Here is a 19060-nt window from a genome sequence, read left to right on the forward strand (position 1 = left end):
TTCAGGAAGTTGTTGAGAAGGTCGTTCATGTTAATCCTTTCAGGAAAATCTTTGGACTAGCGTCCGGAAATTACTTGGAGAAGGTGGTCAGGAACTTGGTGACGTCTGCAACGAACTGGGTTGCGATGGATGCAGCGTGTCCGAACAGGCTGGTGAAAACAGTAGCAATGTCGTGGATGACCTCGGTCATATCGAGTCCTTTCATGTGTTGGCGGGCCCCTTGCCGGCCGCGCCGTCCTTCATTCACTCTATCGACCAGAATTTGAAAATGTTTCATCCTGAGCGAAAAAATTTTGAAGAAATCTCCGTTTTCGCAGGTCGACCGGCATAAAAAATTTCTACAAAATCTTCAACAAACGCCCCAAAAGTTAACTTTCGCCCCTTCTGTTACCCCCAATCGGGTCGTGGAACACATCCACGCGCCCGCCTAGCTCCCCAACCTGATACCAAGCCCAACCTCCAACACAACACACTCCTGTGCCCCTAGGCGCCGACAACCAACTAGCGACAAAAAGCGGGTAGCCTGGGAAACAATGACTAGCAACACAAGCACGACCAGCACCGTCGCTCAAGAAGCTTCGCACGGTGCCCACGGCAGCTTGAACACAGAAGCTCGCAAGCTCACAGGCTGGGGCCGCACCGCCCCGACCACCGCCGAGGTGCTCTCCACCCCCGACGTTGAGAAAATCATCGAGGCCGTCAAGCTGGTAGCGGACCAAAACTCGGAAAAGCCAGACCACCTCAAGCGCGGCATCATCGCCCGTGGCATGGGTCGCTCTTACGGTGACCCCGCACAAAATGCCGGCGGCGTCGTAGTCGACATGCAGCCGCTGAACGTCATTCACTCCATCGACACCGAAACCGCCATCGTGGACGTTGACGGCGGCGTCACCCTCGACCAGCTGATGAAGGCCGCACTGCCCTACGGGCTGTGGGTTCCTGTACTGCCCGGCACCCGCCAGGTCACCATCGGCGGCGCGATCGGCCCGGACATTCACGGCAAAAACCACCACTCCGCGGGCTCCTTCGGCAACCACGTCGTATCAATGGAACTGCTCGTCGCTGATGGCCGCGTCCTCCACCTCGAGCCCAACGGCACCCCCGACGATCCCAATGGGGAGCTCTTCTGGGCCACTGTGGGCGGAATGGGACTGACCGGCATCATCCTGCGTGCACAAATTAAAATGACGCGCACCGAAACCGCCTACTTCATCGCAGACGGTGACCTCACCCCGAACCTCGATGCAACCATCGAATTCCACTCCGATGGTTCCGAGAAGAACTACACCTACTCCTCCGCGTGGTTCGACGTCATTTCCCCGGAACCCAAACTGGGCCGCGCCGCCATTTCCCGCGGCTCGCTGGCCACCCTGGCCCAGCTGGAAGAACTGTCACCGAAGCTGGCGAAACAGCCCCTCAAGTTCAATGCCCCGCAGCTGATCACGGTTCCGGATATCTTCCCGAACTTCACCATGAACAAGCTGTCCATGATTGCCGTCGGTGAACTGTGGTGGCTAAAGTCCGGCACTTACAAAAACAAGGTGCAGAACCTCACGCAGTTCTATCAACCCCTCGACCTCATTGGTGAATGGAACCGCGGCTACGGCTCCAAGGGCTTCCTCCAGTACCAATTCATTGTCCCGCGCGAAGCAGTGGAGCCGTTCAAGGAGATCATCCGCGATATCCAGCGCAGCGGCCACTACTCGGCCCTCAACGTGTTCAAGCTGTTCGGCGAGGGCAACAAGGCCCCCTTGTCCTTCCCGATGCCCGGCTGGAACGTCTGCGTGGACTTCCCCATCAAACCCGGCCTTGGCGCATTCCTCGACGAACTCGACAAACGCGTCATGGAATTCGGCGGCCGCCTGTACCTGGCGAAGGAATCCCGCACCTCCGCGGAAAACTTCCACAAAATGTACCCCGAGCTCGACGGCTGGCTGAAGACCCGCAACGCAATCGACCCCCACGGCGTCTTCGCCTCCGACATGTCGCGTCGTCTGCAGCTCTAAACAGCCCGTATAGGCCTTCGTTGGTCACCGGCTACAACCCTGCCGGTCACCAACGACCAGGACGTTCAACCGTTCACAATCGCTATTCGATCGTCAACAATCTAAAAGGACACCATTCATGATTAACGCCGTCGGCAAACCCCAACACATCCTCCTGCTGGGCGGAACTTCAGACATCGGCCTGGCAATCGTCGAAGAATTCCTCTCCTCCGGCTCCGCCACCGTCACTCTCGCAGCCCGCAAAACCTCCAGTCACCTCGACGCCGCGGTCAAAAAAATCGAGGCCGCCGGTGCCACCGCTGTCAACGTCATCGACTTCGACGCCACCGACTTCTCCTCACACCCAAAGGTTATTGATGCCGCATGGGAACACGGCGAAGTTGACGTCGCGATCGTCGCATTCGGTACCCTCGGTGATGCCGAAGAACTGTGGCAAAACCAAGAAAAAGCAGTCGCATCCGCACAAATCAACTACACCGGTGGCGTCAGCGTTGGCGTGCTGCTGGGCCAAAAGATGAAAGCCCAACGCCACGGCACCATCGTCGCACTCAGCTCCGTCGCCGGTGTGAAAGTTCGCCGCTCCAACTTCGTCTATGGCTCCACCAAAGCTGGATTCGACGGCTTCTACGAACAACTCGGCGAAGCCCTCCGCGAGTTCGGCGCCCGCGTGCTCCTCGTCCGCCCCGGCCAAGTCCGCACCAAGATGAGCGCCGATGTTGAAGAAGCGCCGCTCACCGTCGACCGTGAGGATGTCGCCAAGGCTGTAGTGGACGGCGTCATTAATAAAAAAGACACCGTGTGGGTCCACCCCCTCTTCCAATACGTGATGATGGTCCTCCAGCACATCCCCAAGCCCATCTTCCGCAAACTCCCGTTCTAAACCACGGTTGTTCCGCCGCCCACCAGTACACGAAACCGCGCTGGTGGGGCGGTAAAGTAAAACACCATGACGCCTTCCACGCCACTCCGCCTGCCCGCCCGCAGCGTCTGCGAGGACTACGACCTCGACCGTCATGACATGCCCCGCACCCTCCTCGGGATCCTCGTGGCAGGCCTAGGCGCCGCCATCCTCACCCTCCTGGCATGGAAAATCCTCAAAACCACCAGCTTCCCCGCGTTCGCGAACTCAGAACAAACCAAAGCACTGGCCACCGCCGGTGCCGTCATCATCGTCGCTGTCGCCAGCGGCTGCGCCGTACTCGGGCACAAACGCCGCACCCGCCCCTACTCATTGTTCTGCCATGCAGTCCTCTATCTCTCCCCCGCCGCGCTAGTGATCACCACCCTCGGCATCCCACTATCAGCCACCCGCCTCTACCTCGACGGCATCAACGTCGACCAGGGTTTCCGCACCCAATTCCTCACCTGGATGGGCTACACCAGCCACCTATCCGACATGAACTACATCGACATGCCCTCCTACTATCCCGGGGCATGGTTCTGGATCGGCGGCCGGCTTGCGAACCTCCTGGGCATCCCCGGTTGGGAAGTGTTCCAACCCTGGGCGCTGATCTCCCTCGCCACCGCGGGCAGCATCCTCGTCCCCGTCTGGCAGCGTATCTGCGGTAGCCTCACCGTCGCTAGTGGCATCGCCCTCGTCACCACCTCCATCACCATCGTCATGAGCGCCGACGAACCCTACGCCGCCATCATCACCATGGGTGTACCCGCCGCCACCGTCATGATGCGCCGAGCACTCACCGGCAACCTCTGGTCACTCATCGGCCTCACCCTCTACATTGGTGTGTCCGCCGCCATGTACACCCTGTTTACCGCCGTCGTCGCGCTCTCCGTCTGTGTCATGGCGGCGCTGTTCGCCGTCGTTTTCGACCACAGCATCAAACCCCTCCTGCGGCTTTTCATCATCGGCGCCGGCTCCGCCCTCATCGCCTCCACCGTGTGGGCGCCCTACCTCACGGCTATCCTCAGCGGCCAGCCGCACTCCGGCGCCACCGCCATGCACTACCTGCCCCCAAGCGGCGCCCAAGTGCCCATGCCGATGCTGCAGTTCAACCTCGTCGGCTTGCTCTGCCTCCTCGGCCTCGCCTACCTCATCGTCCGCATCGCCGATCCGGATGTGCGCTCCATGCTGATCGCCCAAATCGTGTTCTACGGGTGGATCGTCACCTCCATGATCGTGTCCCTATCAGGCAAAACACTCCTCGGTTTCCGCCTGGACGCAATCATCACCATCCAACTCGCAACCGCAGGCATGCTCGCCCTCGCCGAACTCCGCCTCGTCGAAATCCCACGCTTCTACCCCGCCGTCACCCGCCCCGCCACCGCCACCACTGTGACCCGCGTCATGGTCGCAATCCTGGCGATCGCCGGCCTCAGCTACGCCCAACAAATCCCCAACCGCATCTCCCACGCCATCGAAATGGCCTACACCGACACCGACGCCTACGGCGAACGCGGCGACAAAAACGCCCCCGACTCCGCCACCTACTACGCCACCATCGACAAAACCCTCAAAGACTGGGGCTACAAACCAGGCGAGACCGTCGTCCTCACCGACGAGCAAAACTTCATGTCCTACTACCCCTACCGCGGCTTCCAAGCCTTCACCTCCCACTACGCAAACCCCCTCGGGGAATTCGACAAGCGTAATGACGCCGTGGAGCACCTTGCCTCCACATCATGGACCGCGCCGAAAAACTTCAACCGCTCCGTCGACGACCTCCCTTGGCGTGCACCCGACGTCTTCATCTTCCGGGGCCAAATAGACGACACCTCCAGCACCGGCTGGAAATACGACCTCGCCGAAGACATCTACCCCAACAACCCCAACGTCCGATTCCGCGGCATCTACTTCAACCCCCAAGCCTTCCAAGGCTGGCGCACACAACAAGTCGGCCCCTTCGTCGTCGCCAGCAAACTCCCCATGTAAAACCCACATCACACCCACCCCACCGCAGCGTCCCCAGCACCGCACAGGGCGACCTGTAGAATTACCCGCGTGTCTACAGTAGAAGCTCCGCAGCCAGCAAAGGGAATCCAGCTAGCCGCCATCATCAGCGGCATCGCCGGATTCATCCTCTTTGTGTTCACACCCTTCATGCCTGTCAACCAAGTGCAGTCAGAAGTGTCATGGCCGCAAGGGGAGGTCGGTTCCCTCACCTCCCCCCTCATCTCCTACGCGCCCGTCACCTGGAGCGCCGACATTCCGCTCCGCGACGTCAACAAGCTAAACGAAGGCCAATCCCTAGTTCTGGGCACCCTCCCGACTGACTCCAAGGACCCCACAGCCCGCGGCCTGTTCGTGCGTTCGACAGACAGCGGAGTCGACGTCATCGTCCGCAACCAAGTCCCCCTGGAACTCAGCGCCGATGAGCTGCAGAAACTCCCTGAGGATGCGGTCTTAAGCATCAGCTCCACCTCCACGGAAACCACCGCCGAAGTCCCCGGCACCAAATTCCAAGGCACCATCGACGGCGACGTCCGCCCACAAGTCACCGGCTTCTACACCGAACTCGACCCCACCCAAGTCACCACCGACGGGCTCCACGCCATCACCGAAGTGAACTCCCGCTTCACCTCCTCACCCACCCTGTGGAAATACCTCACCATGTTTGGGGGCATCGCCCTCCTCATCATCTCCCTCATCTGCCTCCACCTGATGGACACCACCGACGGGCGCTCCTCCCGACGAATCCTGCCACCCAACTGGTACAAGCCCCGCATCATCGACGTCACCGTCGCCGCAGTCCTCGGCTACTGGTATATCTTCGGCGCCAACACCTCCGACGATGGCTACCTGCTGACCATGGCCCGCGTCTCCCACGACGCCACCTACATGGCCAACTACTACCGCTGGTTCGGCGTCCCCGAATCCCCCTTCGGCGCGCCCTACTATGACCTCCTCGGCGCCATGGCCCAAGTATCCACGGCAAGCATCTGGATGCGCCTACCGGAGCTGATCGCCGCGCTGATCACCTGGTTCATCATCTCCCGCGAAGTCCTGCCCCGCCTCGGCACGCAAATCAGCACCCGCGCCGTCGCCCAATGGACCGCCGCGCTGTCCTTCCTCGGCTTCTGGATCGTCTACAACAACGGCCTCCGTCCCGAACCCGTCATCGCCCTCGGCGCGCTGCTGACCTGGGTCAGTATCGAACGCGCCATCGCCACTTCCCGCTTGCTACCTGCTGCGGTCGGCGTCATCATCGCCACCATCTCCCTCGGCGCCGGCCCCACCGGCCTCATGGCAGTCGCCGCACTCCTCGCAGGCCTGCCCTCCCTTATCCGCGTCGTTCAACGCCGCGCCCCCCGTAAACACACCAACGACCAAGGGCGCAAAGAAAATAATTCACGACGCCGCGTCGCCATCGCCGCCATGCTCGCCCCCTTCCTCGCATCGGGAACCGCCATCCTCCTCGCGGTGTTCGGCGACCAAACCCTCGCCGGTGTCCTAGAAGCCATCAAAGTCCGCGGCGCCAAGGGCCCGTCCCTGGCGTGGTACAGCGAATGGGTCCGCTACCAAACCCTCATGCAACAGACAGTGGACGGCTCCTTCACCCGCCGCTTTGCAGTCCTAATGATGCTGACCTGCCTCGGAATCGTGCTGGCATCGGTCCTCCGCAACGGCAAAGTCCCCGGTGCGGCCGCCGGCCCCTCGCACCGCCTCATGATGGTCTTCTTCGGCACCATGTTCTTCATGATGTTCACCCCCACCAAGTGGACCCACCACTTCGGTGTATACGCCGGCATCGGCGCAGCACTCGCCGCCCTCGCAGCAGTCGCCGCAGCCCACATGGTCGCACAATCCGCCCGCAACCAAACCCTCTTCATCGGCGCCCTGTTATTCCTCCTGGCCATCGCCCTGTCCTCCACCAACGGCTGGTGGTACGTCTCCAGCTACGGCATCCCCTGGTGGGACAAGAGCATCCAGTTCAAGGGCATCGAAGCTTCCACCGCCATGCTGCTCATCGCACTCATGGTCCTGCTCGCTGCGGCGGTACAAACCCTCCGAAACTCCTCCAAAGAACCCCACACCGGCGCAGAAACAAACACTGCGACACCAGCCCCCGCGACGTCAAAAATTCCGATGCGTTCGACGTCGCGACTGACCCGCGGCATCATCACCGCACCGATCGCAGTCGTCTCCGCCCTCGTCCTGGCGTTCTCTTTGCTCAGCCTCGGCAAGGCGTTCATTTCGCAATACCCCGCCTACTCCATCGGCCTGGGCAACCTGCGCACATTCGCTGGCCAGCAATGCGGCCTCGCGGAAGACGCCCTGGTGGAAACCAACACCAACGACTCCTTCCTTCAGCCCACCAGTGGAGACCTCGGGCAATCCCTCACCACCGACGATTCCCGAAACTTCAAACCCAACAACATCCCCACCTACATCGACTCCGAAGGCGTAGACACCTCCACCCAAAGTGCGGGATCAATCGCAGGTTCCACCGAAGAAGACACCAACAGCGGCACCACCGCCGGCCAAGCATCCGGCCTCAGCGGCGGCTTCCGATGGGAGGAAGGCATCAACGGCTCCAAGGCCCGCCTGCCATTCGGCCTGGACTACACGCAAGTTCCTGTCGTCGGTAGCTACACCGAAGGCCTGCAATACCCGGCAGAAACCACCACCCAGTGGTACGAACTGCCGGAGCGCAGTGAGGACAAGCCGCTACTCGTTGTTTCAGCAGCGGGCCGCATCAAGCACCACGACATCAACGGGGTCCTACAAGACGGGCAGAAACTGGTTGTCGAATACGGTGTCACCGAAAATGGCAAAACCAAACCCTTGGGTGAGATTGAACCGATCGATATTGGCCCGGAGCCGTCGTGGCGTAACCTGCGGGTGCCGCTTGATCGAATTGCACCGGAAGCGAATGCGGTTCGCATCGTCGTAGAAGACACCAGCCTGGATCCGGACCAGTGGGTTGCGTTCACGCCGCCGCGCGTTCCGACCCTGTCCAGCCTGAACGACTTCGTTGGCGATACACCGTCGCTGTTGGACTGGTCGGTTGCGCTGCAGTTCCCCTGCCAAACCCCGTTCGGGCACTACGCGGGTGTGACTAATGTGCCGCAGTTCCGTATCTCCCCGGACCGCCCCGGCAAGATTACGTTGAGCCCCTGGCAGGACTACAACGGTGGCGGCATCATGGGTGTAGCGGAAGCGATCAACTACTCCATCGAAGTGCCTTCCTACTTGCGTAATGACTGGCAGCGCGACTGGGGTTCCTTGGAGCGCTATGAGCTGCGTAAGAATAGCCTTGGGAAGGATCCGAAGGAAGCGAAGGTTGATACGGAGTTGGTGACGCGGTCTGGGTTGTGGACCCCGGGTCCGATGAAGACGTCCGACGACGATTAGTTTGCTGCGGCCGTTGGGTCGTGTGTGGCCGGTAGGTTTTGTGCTGCTGCAGTCTTGTTTGCTGCGAGGCTGTGGGGCGGGGCCTGCCGGTTTTTGTTAGTGATTTGCTGACAAGGCGGACTGATCCTTGCCCATGATGCGGACCACACCACCGCACCAACGCAACCGCTACCCCACACCTTTGTAAGCGATTCACTAACAAGAAATCTGGTGAGGATGGTGGCGGGGTGAACGATTATGAGCCTGCCCAACCCGGGCAGGCGAGTGTAGTGAACTACGGCAGCCAACCCCACCGCAGATACCCTTGTATGTGAATCACTGACAAAGCCCGCCACCCCCGGGACATATTCCCAAGGAGTGACGGGCTCTCCAGTTCGCTGCGGCTACGTCAGATCAGATGAGCTTCTTAGATCAGTCCAGCTTCGCGGGCAACCTTCAAAGCGTTCTTCAGCAGGATCAGCAGGTCGCCGATTGTGTAGTCGCCGACCGCCAGCATCGTCTGCAGGTCGCCTGTGGGCAGCTGACCAGCTTTAGCCAGTGTTTCTGCCTGTTCTGCGATCTGCTTAGCCATGCCGACGTCGATGCCGTTGTTTTGGGCGACGGTCATGACGGTGGAGACTGCCACAATGCCAGCGCCCAGTGCGAGGATCGCGCCAACTAGTTCGGGGTTTTTGTTTCCGAGGGCTTCGAGCTGTGCAGTGGTGCGGCCCAGGTCAATTCCGGGGGTCAGCAATTGGCCGAGGTTGACATTCATTCCTGCTGCGAAGCCGTCGAGGTCGGACTTAGTGCCGTTGAATAGGTTGGCGTCCGTGACGGTTGGCATTCCGGAGACCTGGAGGTCGTTGGTGCGCTGCCAGAAGGTCATGTAGTCCCAGCCGCCGGGTAGGACGGTCGGGGGCTGCGACTGGTACGCGGCCATCCAGAGTGGGTAGTTGTTGAATTCGGTGGTGTTGCCGACTTCGTTTTCCCAGAAGTAGCGGTAGGTGTAGATCATGGGTGTACGGCCGGTGAGGCGGGTGAGTTCGCTGAGGAATTCTCGGACCCAGTTTTGCATCGCGACGGGGCCTACACCGTCGGCGTACTCAATGTCGAGTACTGGGGGCAGGGAGGGCTGCGGCATGGTGGCGAGGGCTGCGGCGTACTCGGCTGCTTGTAGGGATGCGCTTTGGGTTGGGCGGGCCATGTGGTAGCTGCCGACGAGCATGCCGGCGGCTGCTGCACCCTTGGTGTCTTCTAGGAAGTGGGGGTTGAGGTACCCGACGCCTTCGGTTGCTTTGATGAAGGCGTACTTTTGGCCGTCGGCTGCGACAGCGTTCCAGTTGATGGGTGCGCCGCCGGGGTGTTGCCAGCTTGCGACGTCAATTCCTGAGGGGGAGTTGATGCCGAATGCGTCGGCTTTGACGTTGACGAGTGCGACGACAGCGACGACGGCGGACATCACTAGCGCGAGTGTTGTTCGGAGCCGGAGCGAAAAGTTCATGCCCACCAACGTAGCACGAGTACACAACTTTCACACCTTTAACACGCGTAACATTGACCACATTTGCCACATTTTTTGTAATTTGCCCCAGCAATCCCTGCGAATGAGCACGCAGTGCAGTCCCCAGAAATAGACGCACGAACAACGCAGCACCCCACGCTGCACTCAGGTAGAACCGCACACTGCGCTCAGTACTGAACCATCGCAAAGTCCGGCTGCTTCGCCTTCTTCCACGAGTACGCAACAATACCAATGACGGTGCTGTACATAACGACCCCGACGCCCACCATCACCATGACCGATGTGTCTTCCGATGGCCATTGAATATTCCAGGTGAAGTGGCATGCAAACGCGAGAAACAGCCACCCACATACTTGACTAAGCCGCCAGATGACGCCGCGTTGGGCACTGAACAATGCTAGGCCGATGCCCCATCCGGCGATGCCGCTGAGCATACCGTGGATGCCGGGGCCATAAATGGTGCGCATGCCCCACATGCTGAGGGTTCCCGCGACGTCAGAAACTGGGTCGAGCACAGCGCCTGTGCCACCGTAGAGGGTGTTTTCGACGACTTCGAAGCCGATGCCGACGACGATACCGACCACAAGTCCGTGCCACGGGCGGTTGAAGTTGCGGTATGCGGTCAGGACTAGGAATACGCCGAGTGCTTTGACTGCTTCTTCGGGGTAGGCGCCGCCCATGGAGGCTTCGAACATGTCGAGCCCGTACATGATCATGAGAGTGGAGGCGCTCATTCCAGTGGCGAAGATGATGACCATGGATGCGAACCCGCCCCAGAGTAGTGCGGGTAGTAGCCACCACGATTTCCCTTGGGGCCATTGGGGTAGCAGGCGCAGCAATAGGACAAAGAGGGATACTTCAACTACTGAGAGTGCGACGCCGAGCATGACGGCGGACCAGGATTGCATGACCCCGATGCCGACGATGGTGCCGATGGCCAGGGTGATCCAGAGGGACCAGAAGGATATTTTGCTCATGCTTTCACCTCGGTGTCGGGGATCGCGGGCAGGTCGGCGTCGTCGGGGAGGATGCCTGCGCCGGCGAAGGTTTGTGCGACGAGTTCCCTGTAGGGGGCGTCACCTTGGACGTAGGCGACGAGCCAGGCTTTAGCGAGGTCGGAGTCTGGTTTGTCGATTTCTTCTTTTTGTTCCGGGGTGAGCACGTCGGGGTTGATGTGGGTGTAGGGGATCATGGCGGTCAGTTCCTCATTGTCTTCGTTGTCCAGGATGAGGGCTGGGCCTTGTTGGGTGTACACACCGCCGACGGGTACGTCGGGTCCGTTGCTTGCGGCGGCGGCTTCATCCCGCAGCCCACGGGTGAGGCGCCTGATGGCCAGTTCCTTCGCGGCGTCATTATCTTCAATTCCTTCGACGATGTAGCCGGTGAGGAATGTGTCTTCGCACAGCCAGGATTTTCCGATGTCCATGGGGCCGTCTTCGCAGCGTAGGGGTTTGCCGTCGGGTTTGACGATAGGGATGGCGGGGAGGTCGTAGAATCCGGCGCCCACTTCAACTTCGCTGTATGTGGTGGGGTTTTTGTGGCTGTGCACGAGGACTGCAGGTAGCGCCATGACGACGATAAATATGCCGATGACGGCGGACCACAGTGGGTAGCGCACAATTGGCCTCAGTTGATACATACCCACTAAAGTACCGCCCATGGATGATCTTTACCGCTCAATTAATGGCCGTTGGTTGGATACTCATGAGATTCCGGCGGATCGGGCGTCGGATGGTAATTTTCATCAGTTGCGTGACCAGGCGGAAGAGCAGGTTCATGCGATTGTGCGCGAGGGGGATGGTTTAGCTTGCGCGTTGTACCGGAGTTTTATGGATGAGTCGGCGATTCCGGGGGTGGAGGCGTTGGCGGATGATTTTTCGCTTGTTGACGTCGCGTCGGTTGCGGATTTCTTGCGGGGTGCGGGTCAGCTGGATCGTGTGGGGGTTGGGGGGCCGGTGGCGTGTTATGTAGCGAAGTCGGCGGCTGATGAGCAGGTTGTTTTGTATGTGTATCAGTCGGGGTTGGGGTTGCCGGATGAGGCTTATTATCGGGAGGCTTCGCATGCGCCGGTGTTGGAGGCGTATCGTGCGCATATTGCTCGGATGTTGCCGTTTGCGAAGGAGTTTTTGGCGGGCGAGTGGGCGTCGGCGGAGCGTGAGCTTGCAGGCAATGCTGATGGGGCTGCGTTACATAATGACTCCACAGAAAATAATGGAGCAACAAAAAATAATGACGCCGCGGTGGCTGCTGTGTTAGCGGATCGCATTATTGCCCTAGAGACTGATCTGGCGCGGGGCCATGTGGATGTGGTTGCGGCGCGCGACGCGGAGGCTCGTTTTAACCCGGGTACGGTTGCTGACTTGCCGGGCAGCGCTCAGACGTTGTTGTTGGCGATGGGTGCGCAGGCGGATTGGCCTATTAATAATGCGATGCCGGATTATCTGACGCATCTTGATGGTTTGCTTACTGAGGAGCGCTTGCCTGATTTTATTTTGGCGGCGAAGTGGAACATTCTTGCCTCGCGTGCGGGTTTGCTGCGGGATGAGATTTCGAAGGCGAACTTTGAGTTCTTTGGCACCCAGCTGACGGGGGCGACGCAGCAGCGGGATCGTTGGAAGCGTGCTGTTGGTTTGGCGGAGAACCTGGTCGGTTTTTCGATCGGCAAGGAGTTTGTGCAGCGACATTTCCCCGCGGCGTCAAAAATTGCGATGGATGGGTTGGTTGAGCAGCTGCTGGATGCTTACCGCCAGCGGATCAGCCAGTTGGGGTGGATGACTGAGGCGACGCGCGAGAAGGCGTTGGTGAAGTTGGGAAGCTTTAAGGCCAAGATTGGCTACCCCGAGACGTGGATTGATTATGAGGGTTTGGAGTTTTCCGCGTCGGGTGCGGACGTGGTGGCCAATGTTCGTGCTGGTAGTGAGTGGAATCATGATTATTCTTTGTCGAAGGTTGGCAAGCCGGCGGATCGTGATGAGTGGGTGACGACCCCGCAGACGGTGAATGCTTTTTATAATCCGGTGGTCAATGACATCACGTTCCCTGCGGCAATTCTGCAGCCGCCCTTCTTCGATGTTGATGCGGATCCGGCCGCGAACTTCGGCGCGATTGGTGCTGTGATTGGTCACGAGATTGGCCATGGGTTTGATGACCAGGGTTCGAAGTATGACGAGGTCGGGAATTTGAATTCGTGGTGGTCGGATGAGGATCGTGCCGCGTTTGAGTCCTTGACTGAGGTGCTGGTGGAGCAGTTTGATGGGCTGGTTCCGTTGGCGTTGCAGGGTTCTGCGGACGCTGAGGGCACTGACGCAGCGTCGGCTGGGGTGAACGGTCGCTTTACGCTAGGCGAGAACATTGGTGACCTGGGCGGTTTGGGTATTGCTGTGGTGGCGTACCGAAACCTGATGGAGGAGCGGGGCGAGCAGCCGAACTATGTAGAGCTGTTTAATTCCTGGGCGCGTGTGTGGCGCAATAAGGTCCGTCCGGAGATGGCTGCGCAGTTGCTAGCGATGGATCCTCACTCCCCTGCGGAGTTCCGCTGCAATGTGATCGCGGCGAACATTCCGGAGTTTTACGAAGCCTTCCCCGATACAGATAAATCCAGCCCTATGTGGATTGATCCGGAGCGCCGACTAACAATCTGGTAGAACTTCTACCATGAGCACACCGGTACTGGAGCTGCAGCAGGTCACCCGCATGATCGGACCCTAGGCCAGCACCATCAAACCCAAAACCTGGCACACCATACTATGGGTCGGGGTTGGGCTGCCGATGATTCTCGCCGCCGCGGGATACATTGTCGAGCTGGTTGCATCTACGATGGTCAAGCATGAGCATCGAGCACGCCTTGAACGATGAGGAACAGCTGTCCCAACTGCAGTGGTACTTCGGGGAGCACCACCCCCAGCCGGACGCCGCCGCGCCCTGGGGCCGGCAGCAGGATGGTGAGGAGCTAGAACAGGCCGCCGGGGAGCTAGAACAGTGGGCCGCGCGCCTGCCCGACCGCCTCACCCACACCGCCATGATGCTCCTCGGCTCCGCCCTCGACCACACCATGCCCGGCCACGCCTGGATCGACGGAATCACCGCCACCACCAGCCCATACGGCACCGTCTTCACCCCCACCGGATCCGGCACCATTGCTGCCACCCCCACCGGACGCTGGGGCATCGCCCTCCACGGCGGTGGCTTCTGGCGCGGCAACGGCGCATCCCGCGACCACGCATGGCACCCCGAAGTCGCGGCGCTGGCACAACTGACAGGCATCACCATCCTCGACGTCGACTATCCCCTCTACCCCACCCCACTAAATGACGCCGTCGAACGCGTACGGGAGGCAGCCGCATGGGCACGCGAACAAAGCACAAATAGTGGGCGGAATAGTTCTGAAGTTTCAGCTAGCTCAAAAAACCAGAACAGCACCCCGCTAGCCTGGTACGGTGCCTCCGCCGGCGCAGCCCTCGCGCTCACCTCAGCCCAACCACAAGACCGCCTCGTCGCCACCCGCCCCCTGCTCACCCTCGACGGGCTACCCGACAGCTACCGACGCGACGTCACCATCCTCCAACCCGACACCTGGCCCACAACCCTCATCCAACAAGGCAGCCACGACACACGCGTACAGCCCTACGCCGAACTCCACCCTAACACCACCAACGCCAACATCACCGTCGAAACCTACGTGGCCGACCACATGATCATCGTCCCCACCGAAGCACGACGCCGCCACCGCGACGCCGCCACCTACCTACGCGCCTAAACCCCCGCGACGTCAGGACAAATTACTCAGGTCGATCCCCGCCAAAGGATCACCCTCATGACCCTCCACAACAGGCTCATCAACCTCACACAACGTCACCGCCGCACCCGTCGAATCTGCAACCACACACATCCGACCAAACTCACTGTCCCAAGGCTCACGCACAACCTCCCCACCCAAAGCCACAGCCTTCTCACACGCAGCCCCCGCATCCTTCACACCAACATACGTGCTCCAAAAACTCGGAACATGCGACTCGGGGCCACCCCACACCCCAGCGAAAGCCGCCCCATCCGCCAACGCCGTCGTATACTGCGCACCCTCAATACTCGCAGTCGCCCAACCAAACAACTCCGAATAAAACTCCACAGCCTCCCCATAATGATTAGTGCACGTCAACTCGTGCCACACCGCAGTGCCAGGCTCCCCACCAGCAACAAAAGCCTCCTCACTATGCGGCTCAATCACACCAAACAACGCCCCCGCCGGATCCGCCAACAACGCCATCGAACCCAACTGCACCTCCGTCGGCGGAGCAAAAACCGCACCCCCCAACTCACGAACCTGCGCAACCGTCGCCTCAATATCATCAGCCAAAAAATGCGTCACCCACATATCCGCCGCGTTCGAATCCTCCGGCTGCGCAATCAACCCAGCCACCGGCAAACCCTGGCAACGCGCCAAACGATACCCCGGCACCGTCTCCTCAAACTCCCACCCCAACAACTCCGAATAAAAATGCGCCGACTTGCGGACATCGCTACTCATCAAGTCGATCCAATAAGGCATCCCGTGCTGGGCCATAAATGCAGGCATAAGCTTCGCTTTCAGTTAATAATTTTGGGTTTTAAGACAGTCTAAGCGTCACAGCCACAACAGGCCCGCACTAGGCATCCTCACCGCCAGCAATCGGAATCTCATCCAAATTGCCCAAAACGCTCGGATCGAACCCAGGCGCCCACTCCGCCGCAACCCCCGCGACGTCATCACTAGCAGCCGCAGAACCCGCAGCAACCACCCGCACCGCAACCGGCGACGGCTCCACCGCCACCTCCACAACATCCCCCACCCGAACAGTCCGCCCCCGACGCGAATCAACCTCCCCATTCACCGACACAGCCCCCTCAGCCAGCAACGCCTTCGCCTCGCCGCCAGTCTCCACCAGGTTCGCAAGCTTGATCAACTGGCCGAGCTTAATCGTCGTGTCGCGGATCTCCACATCAACAGGGTGCATGCAACACAGTCTATGGCACAAGCCAACAGGCCCGCTAAAACTGCAACGGCCCCGATAAAACAGCAGCAGTCACGCACCCCGCCGCAACCAGCCGACTACACCTGGTCGCGCGGCATAATCGTCATCGCATCAATATTCATATGCGCCGGCAAACTAGCAACCCACCGGACCGCCTCCGCAATGTCCTCCGCAGTCAAATTCAAATGACCCTCATACACCTTATTCGCGCGGGCAGCATCCCCCTTGAAGCGCTTCAAAGAAAACTCAGTCTTCACACGGCCCGGATCCAACTCGCAAATACGCAACGGCTCCCCCTGCAACTCAAGACGCAACACCCGAGTCATCGCAGCCACACCATGCTTCGCCGCGTTATAACCAGCACCACCAACATAAGGCACGCGAGCCGCAATGCTGCCAATGTTGATGATCTGCCCCTCCGCGTCAATCAGCTTCTGCAGCAACGCCTTTGTGACCCGCAGCGTACCCAACACGTTGGTGTCGTACATCCACTGCCAATCATCCAAATCAGCATCAGCAACACTATCAAGCCCCTTAGCGCCACCAGCATTGTTAACAAGCAGGTCGCAACGATCAATCGCGGCCGCAAATTCTGCAACCGAATCAGAATCAGTGACGTCGAGGGGCAGCGCGGTCCCCCCAATCTCCTCCGCGATGGCAGTCAGCTTGTCGACGCTGCGAGACGCAACGATCACGTGCCATCCGTCAGCAGCGAGGGCACGGGCGCTCGCTTCGCCGATGCCGGTGGAGCCGCCGGTCACTACGGCAATTTTTCCCTGGGTGGTGGGGAGTTGGGTGGTCATGTCGGTTGTTCCTCCTCGAAGTGGGTGGTGGGTCGGGGCAGCCCGAGGTGGGGCGCGTGACGTACTCCATACAATCACAATGTGGGGTGCGGTGGTGGGCGAGGCGGTGTTTTGTCAGTGATTCACATACAAGCAGCTTCGGAAGCGCCGCCAGCTTAGAAGGGCGGGTCACCGACGTCAGGTTCGTAGGGCGGGAAGTCGAACCAATTCGGCTCATCGTAGGTTGCTTGCGGCTCTCGTGCAGCGCTGCCCACACGCGTCACCGTGCACACCGGCTCACCATCTCCCCATTTGTCGTCTACGTCGAGCTGATCCATTGTCAAGAGTGGTTCACAAGTTCCGTAGCGCGCTGCTGGTGGCTTCGCGTCCGACAGATCTCCCTCATAACCGGAATCATCCTGATCATCACCGGCAGATTGCGTGCGCTGATAGTTGTCCCACCAATCACCCATCCGTGGACCGTCGTTGATGTCTTTCGGAAGAACCCCATGAGTGTTCCTATCCCATTCCTCCACCTCGACTGCATTAATCAGGCCTTGTTCTAGGGCTTCCTTGTGCAGTTTCGCTGCGTTCGAATGGTCCGCGAGGGTCTCACCGTTTGTGATGAAACGACCGTGCGGATCCGCGCATCCGATCCGACCGTCGGGCGCTGTACACATAGACCAACCGCGCTTACGGCTATCGCCATTCCGCTTGTGGTGGTAGTGGCATAGCAGCACCCCCTAAAAGTCTCTGGTTGGTAGATCAGTACATCGGCTCAATCAACGGTGAAGCGCCAAGAATGCGGTCGTCAACCAGGCCAATCGCCTGCATCAGCGCATACATTGTCTTCGGGCCCACATATTTAAAACCACGCTTACGCAGTGCCTTTGCAAGCTGCTTCGACTCCTCCGTCCAGGTAGGGATATCCGCCGACGACAAAGGAAGAGGCTGTGCTTCAGGGGTAAAGGAACGCACCAAACCAACCAAACCACCAGGCTCATCGCGCAGTGCGATGGTGGCCCGCGCGTTGCTCAACACCGCGCCAATTTTCGAAGGATTGCGGATAATGCCCGGGCACTCAAGAACAAACTCTAAATCCCGTTCATCCCACAGCGAGAGAACCTCGGGATCAAAATCAGCCAACGCCAAGCGGAAAATCTCGCGCTTCTGCAATATCAACGACCAAGACAACCCAGCTTGTAACCCTTCCAGCGAAAGGCGCTCAAATAAGTCCTTTTCCGCCAAGATAGGGTCATCCGGCAGAGGCCGACCCCACTCTGTGTCGTAATAATCGCAAAGCAATCCACTAGCAGCAGCCCAACTAGGCCGCACTCGCCCATCCGAACACAGCACAAGACCCTCAGCTAACCCAACAGGCCCCTCATCGACTCCAGGCATAGCATCATCATAAGAGCCTTCGTCGAAAACATCCTCGAACCTATCGAGCTGGCTACTGATATTGATAACTTTTCCGTACATTTAAAACACCCCTTCTTCTGTGGAAAACCCACAGGTCAAATGATCAATCCCGAGTAAAAATACAACCAACTTTTTGGTTTGCTATCACTCTATAAAACCGACCGGACAGCGCAGCCGCTAGAAAGGGTGGATACAGTCAAACATTCGAATAAAATCGAATAGAATCGATATAGTAGCCGGTAGGGGAAGTTTTAAGTTTTTAAAAAACCGAACAGATGTACCAACCCGCGGCCTCGACAACTACCCCTAGCGGCAGCATTCACTCGTAAAATCCAACGAACGCAGCCAACCGCTGGAACCCCTTTGTTGCAAAAGACCACAACCTGGTCCCGTTTTGTATGTGAATCACTGACACAAGGGCTCCGGGCCACACCTCACTAAGGTGCCGCCACGCCTACCGGTATGACCGATATGTCTGCTCCAACTCTAACAACAACCGCTTCGCCCCCACCCCACCCCTATAATTCCCCAAACTCCCATCCGATCGAATCACCCTATGACACGGAATCAACAACGGCACCGGATTCATCGCACACGCTGTCCCCGCCGCCCTCGACGCCGCAGCACTCCCCGCCAATCCCGCCAATGCACCGTAACTACACGTCTGCCCATACCCAATCCCCCGCAACGCATGCAGAGCGCGCGCCGCAAACCCACCGTCGTTCCACGCGGCGTCATCAATCGGAACACTAAAAACCCGCCGCTCACCAGCGAAATATTCGCGGATTTGAGTAGTGGCAGCATCAACAATGGGGTGGCTGCGCGCCCCGCGATAAATCGTGCCGAAATCAATGGTGCACACGCCCCGCTCCGACGCATGCACACTCAACGGCCCGATCGGAGTATCCACAACCGTGCCGTAAAGCGCCCTAGTATTGCCGCTCAGCATGGGTTTTAGTGTATCCGGCAGCAACACCCCACACGATGACACCGCGCTGGCACCACCCCAACCACCACACGGCCGCCAT

16 protein-coding genes are annotated in these 19060 nt (G+C 59.4%); 6 read left to right on the forward strand and 10 right to left on the reverse strand.

Annotation, left to right across the window (positions count from 1 at the left end; all coding sequences use genetic code 11):
* Nucleotides 1-70 precede the first annotated feature (70 nt).
* Complete coding sequence (locus L1C91_RS09425; RefSeq protein ID WP_268836591.1) at nt 71-205, reverse strand: hypothetical protein; 135 nt, start codon at nt 203-205, stop codon at nt 71-73.
* Between the two features lie 328 nt (nt 206-533).
* Between L1C91_RS09425 and L1C91_RS07605 the strand changes: the two genes are divergently transcribed.
* The 4 genes from L1C91_RS07605 (at nt 534) to L1C91_RS07620 (ending at nt 8319) form a co-directional block, all read left to right on the forward strand.
* Complete coding sequence (locus tag L1C91_RS07605; RefSeq protein WP_234858735.1) at nt 534-2006, forward strand: FAD-binding oxidoreductase; 1473 nt, start codon at nt 534-536, stop codon at nt 2004-2006.
* A gap of 118 nt (nt 2007-2124) precedes the next feature.
* A complete protein-coding gene (locus L1C91_RS07610) occupies nt 2125-2886 on the forward strand; it encodes a decaprenylphospho-beta-D-erythro-pentofuranosid-2-ulose 2-reductase (RefSeq protein ID WP_020975390.1) in 762 nt (253 codons plus the stop codon).
* Nucleotides 2887-2952: 66 nt separating this feature from the next.
* Nucleotides 2953-4896, forward strand: a complete 1944-nt coding sequence (locus tag L1C91_RS07615; RefSeq protein ID WP_234858736.1) for a galactan 5-O-arabinofuranosyltransferase — start codon at nt 2953-2955, stop codon at nt 4894-4896.
* A 69-nt stretch (nt 4897-4965) separates the two neighbouring features.
* Nucleotides 4966-8319, forward strand: coding sequence for an arabinosyltransferase domain-containing protein (locus tag L1C91_RS07620; RefSeq protein ID WP_234858737.1), 3354 nt, complete (start codon nt 4966-4968; stop codon nt 8317-8319).
* A gap of 406 nt (nt 8320-8725) precedes the next feature.
* On the opposite strand, the gene L1C91_RS07625 is transcribed toward L1C91_RS07620, so the two are convergent.
* From L1C91_RS07625 to L1C91_RS07635, 3 genes are all read right to left on the reverse strand, one after another.
* Complete coding sequence (locus L1C91_RS07625) at nt 8726-9799, reverse strand: glycoside hydrolase family 25 protein (protein ID WP_234858738.1); 1074 nt, start codon at nt 9797-9799, stop codon at nt 8726-8728.
* A gap of 188 nt (nt 9800-9987) precedes the next feature.
* Nucleotides 9988-10797, reverse strand: coding sequence for a PrsW family intramembrane metalloprotease (locus L1C91_RS07630; RefSeq protein ID WP_234858739.1), 810 nt, complete (start codon nt 10795-10797; stop codon nt 9988-9990).
* Nucleotides 10794-11459: a hypothetical protein gene (locus L1C91_RS07635; RefSeq protein WP_234858740.1), complete on the reverse strand. Its 666-nt coding sequence runs from the start codon at nt 11457-11459 to the stop codon at nt 10794-10796. The genes L1C91_RS07630 and L1C91_RS07635 overlap by 4 nt, the downstream gene beginning before the upstream one ends.
* Nucleotides 11460-11478: 19 nt before the next feature.
* On the opposite strand from L1C91_RS07635, the gene L1C91_RS07640 reads away from it, so the two are divergent.
* Nucleotides 11479-13464 carry a M13 family metallopeptidase gene (locus L1C91_RS07640; RefSeq protein ID WP_234858741.1) on the forward strand — a complete coding sequence of 662 codons (1986 nt, stop codon included), beginning with the start codon at nt 11479-11481 and terminating at the stop codon, nt 13462-13464.
* A 182-nt stretch (nt 13465-13646) separates the two neighbouring features.
* A complete protein-coding gene (locus L1C91_RS07645) occupies nt 13647-14576 on the forward strand; it encodes an alpha/beta hydrolase fold domain-containing protein (protein WP_234858742.1) in 930 nt (309 codons plus the stop codon).
* A 12-nt stretch (nt 14577-14588) separates the two neighbouring features.
* On the opposite strand, the gene L1C91_RS07650 is transcribed toward L1C91_RS07645, so the two are convergent.
* From L1C91_RS07650 to L1C91_RS07675, 6 genes are all read right to left on the reverse strand, one after another.
* Nucleotides 14589-15392 carry a VOC family protein gene (locus L1C91_RS07650; protein WP_234858743.1) on the reverse strand — a complete coding sequence of 268 codons (804 nt, stop codon included), beginning with the start codon at nt 15390-15392 and terminating at the stop codon, nt 14589-14591.
* 70 nt (nt 15393-15462) lie between these two features.
* Entirely contained in the window at nt 15463-15810 is a 348-nt protein-coding gene (locus L1C91_RS07655) for an RNA-binding S4 domain-containing protein (RefSeq protein ID WP_082091829.1), read from the reverse strand.
* A 95-nt stretch (nt 15811-15905) separates the two neighbouring features.
* Nucleotides 15906-16631 (reverse strand): SDR family oxidoreductase, encoded by a 726-nt coding sequence (locus L1C91_RS07660; protein ID WP_234858744.1) that lies wholly within the window; start codon nt 16629-16631, stop codon nt 15906-15908.
* Nucleotides 16632-16786: 155 nt separating this feature from the next.
* Nucleotides 16787-17290, reverse strand: coding sequence for a hypothetical protein (locus L1C91_RS07665; RefSeq protein ID WP_234858745.1), 504 nt, complete (start codon nt 17288-17290; stop codon nt 16787-16789).
* 85 nt (nt 17291-17375) lie between these two features.
* Complete coding sequence (locus tag L1C91_RS07670) at nt 17376-18011, reverse strand: DNA-3-methyladenine glycosylase I (protein ID WP_234858823.1); 636 nt, start codon at nt 18009-18011, stop codon at nt 17376-17378.
* A gap of 475 nt (nt 18012-18486) precedes the next feature.
* Nucleotides 18487-18981 carry a methylated-DNA--[protein]-cysteine S-methyltransferase gene (locus L1C91_RS07675; protein WP_234858746.1) on the reverse strand — a complete coding sequence of 165 codons (495 nt, stop codon included), beginning with the start codon at nt 18979-18981 and terminating at the stop codon, nt 18487-18489.
* Nucleotides 18982-19060 lie beyond the last annotated feature (79 nt).

Source organism: Corynebacterium argentoratense (genome assembly GCF_021491455.1).
In the GTDB taxonomy this organism is placed as follows: Bacteria; Actinomycetota; Actinomycetes; order Mycobacteriales; family Mycobacteriaceae; genus Corynebacterium; species Corynebacterium argentoratense_A.

Bases quoted from the DNA above. Each gene is read 5' to 3' on its own strand.
- L1C91_RS07675 (WP_234858746.1), bottom strand. From the start codon at position 18,981: ATGCTGAGCGGCAATACTAGGGCGCTTTACGGCACGGTTGTGGATACT.
- L1C91_RS09425 (WP_268836591.1), bottom strand. From the start codon at position 205: ATGAAAGGACTCGATATGACCGAGGTCATCCACGACATTGCTACTGTT.
- L1C91_RS07625 (WP_234858738.1), bottom strand. From the start codon at position 9,799: ATGAACTTTTCGCTCCGGCTCCGAACAACACTCGCGCTAGTGATGTCC.
- L1C91_RS07635 (WP_234858740.1), bottom strand. From the start codon at position 11,459: ATGTATCAACTGAGGCCAATTGTGCGCTACCCACTGTGGTCCGCCGTC.
- L1C91_RS07630 (WP_234858739.1), bottom strand. From the start codon at position 10,797: ATGAGCAAAATATCCTTCTGGTCCCTCTGGATCACCCTGGCCATCGGC.
- L1C91_RS07615 (WP_234858736.1), top strand. From the start codon at position 2,953: ATGACGCCTTCCACGCCACTCCGCCTGCCCGCCCGCAGCGTCTGCGAG.
- L1C91_RS07645 (WP_234858742.1), top strand. From the start codon at position 13,647: ATGAGCATCGAGCACGCCTTGAACGATGAGGAACAGCTGTCCCAACTG.
- L1C91_RS07610 (WP_020975390.1), top strand. From the start codon at position 2,125: ATGATTAACGCCGTCGGCAAACCCCAACACATCCTCCTGCTGGGCGGA.
- L1C91_RS07640 (WP_234858741.1), top strand. From the start codon at position 11,479: ATGGATGATCTTTACCGCTCAATTAATGGCCGTTGGTTGGATACTCAT.
- L1C91_RS07655 (WP_082091829.1), bottom strand. From the start codon at position 15,810: ATGCACCCTGTTGATGTGGAGATCCGCGACACGACGATTAAGCTCGGC.
- L1C91_RS07665 (WP_234858745.1), bottom strand. From the start codon at position 17,290: ATGTGTACAGCGCCCGACGGTCGGATCGGATGCGCGGATCCGCACGGT.
- L1C91_RS07660 (WP_234858744.1), bottom strand. From the start codon at position 16,631: ATGACCACCCAACTCCCCACCACCCAGGGAAAAATTGCCGTAGTGACC.
- L1C91_RS07650 (WP_234858743.1), bottom strand. From the start codon at position 15,392: ATGCCTGCATTTATGGCCCAGCACGGGATGCCTTATTGGATCGACTTG.
- L1C91_RS07670 (WP_234858823.1), bottom strand. From the start codon at position 18,011: ATGCCTGGAGTCGATGAGGGGCCTGTTGGGTTAGCTGAGGGTCTTGTG.
- L1C91_RS07605 (WP_234858735.1), top strand. From the start codon at position 534: ATGACTAGCAACACAAGCACGACCAGCACCGTCGCTCAAGAAGCTTCG.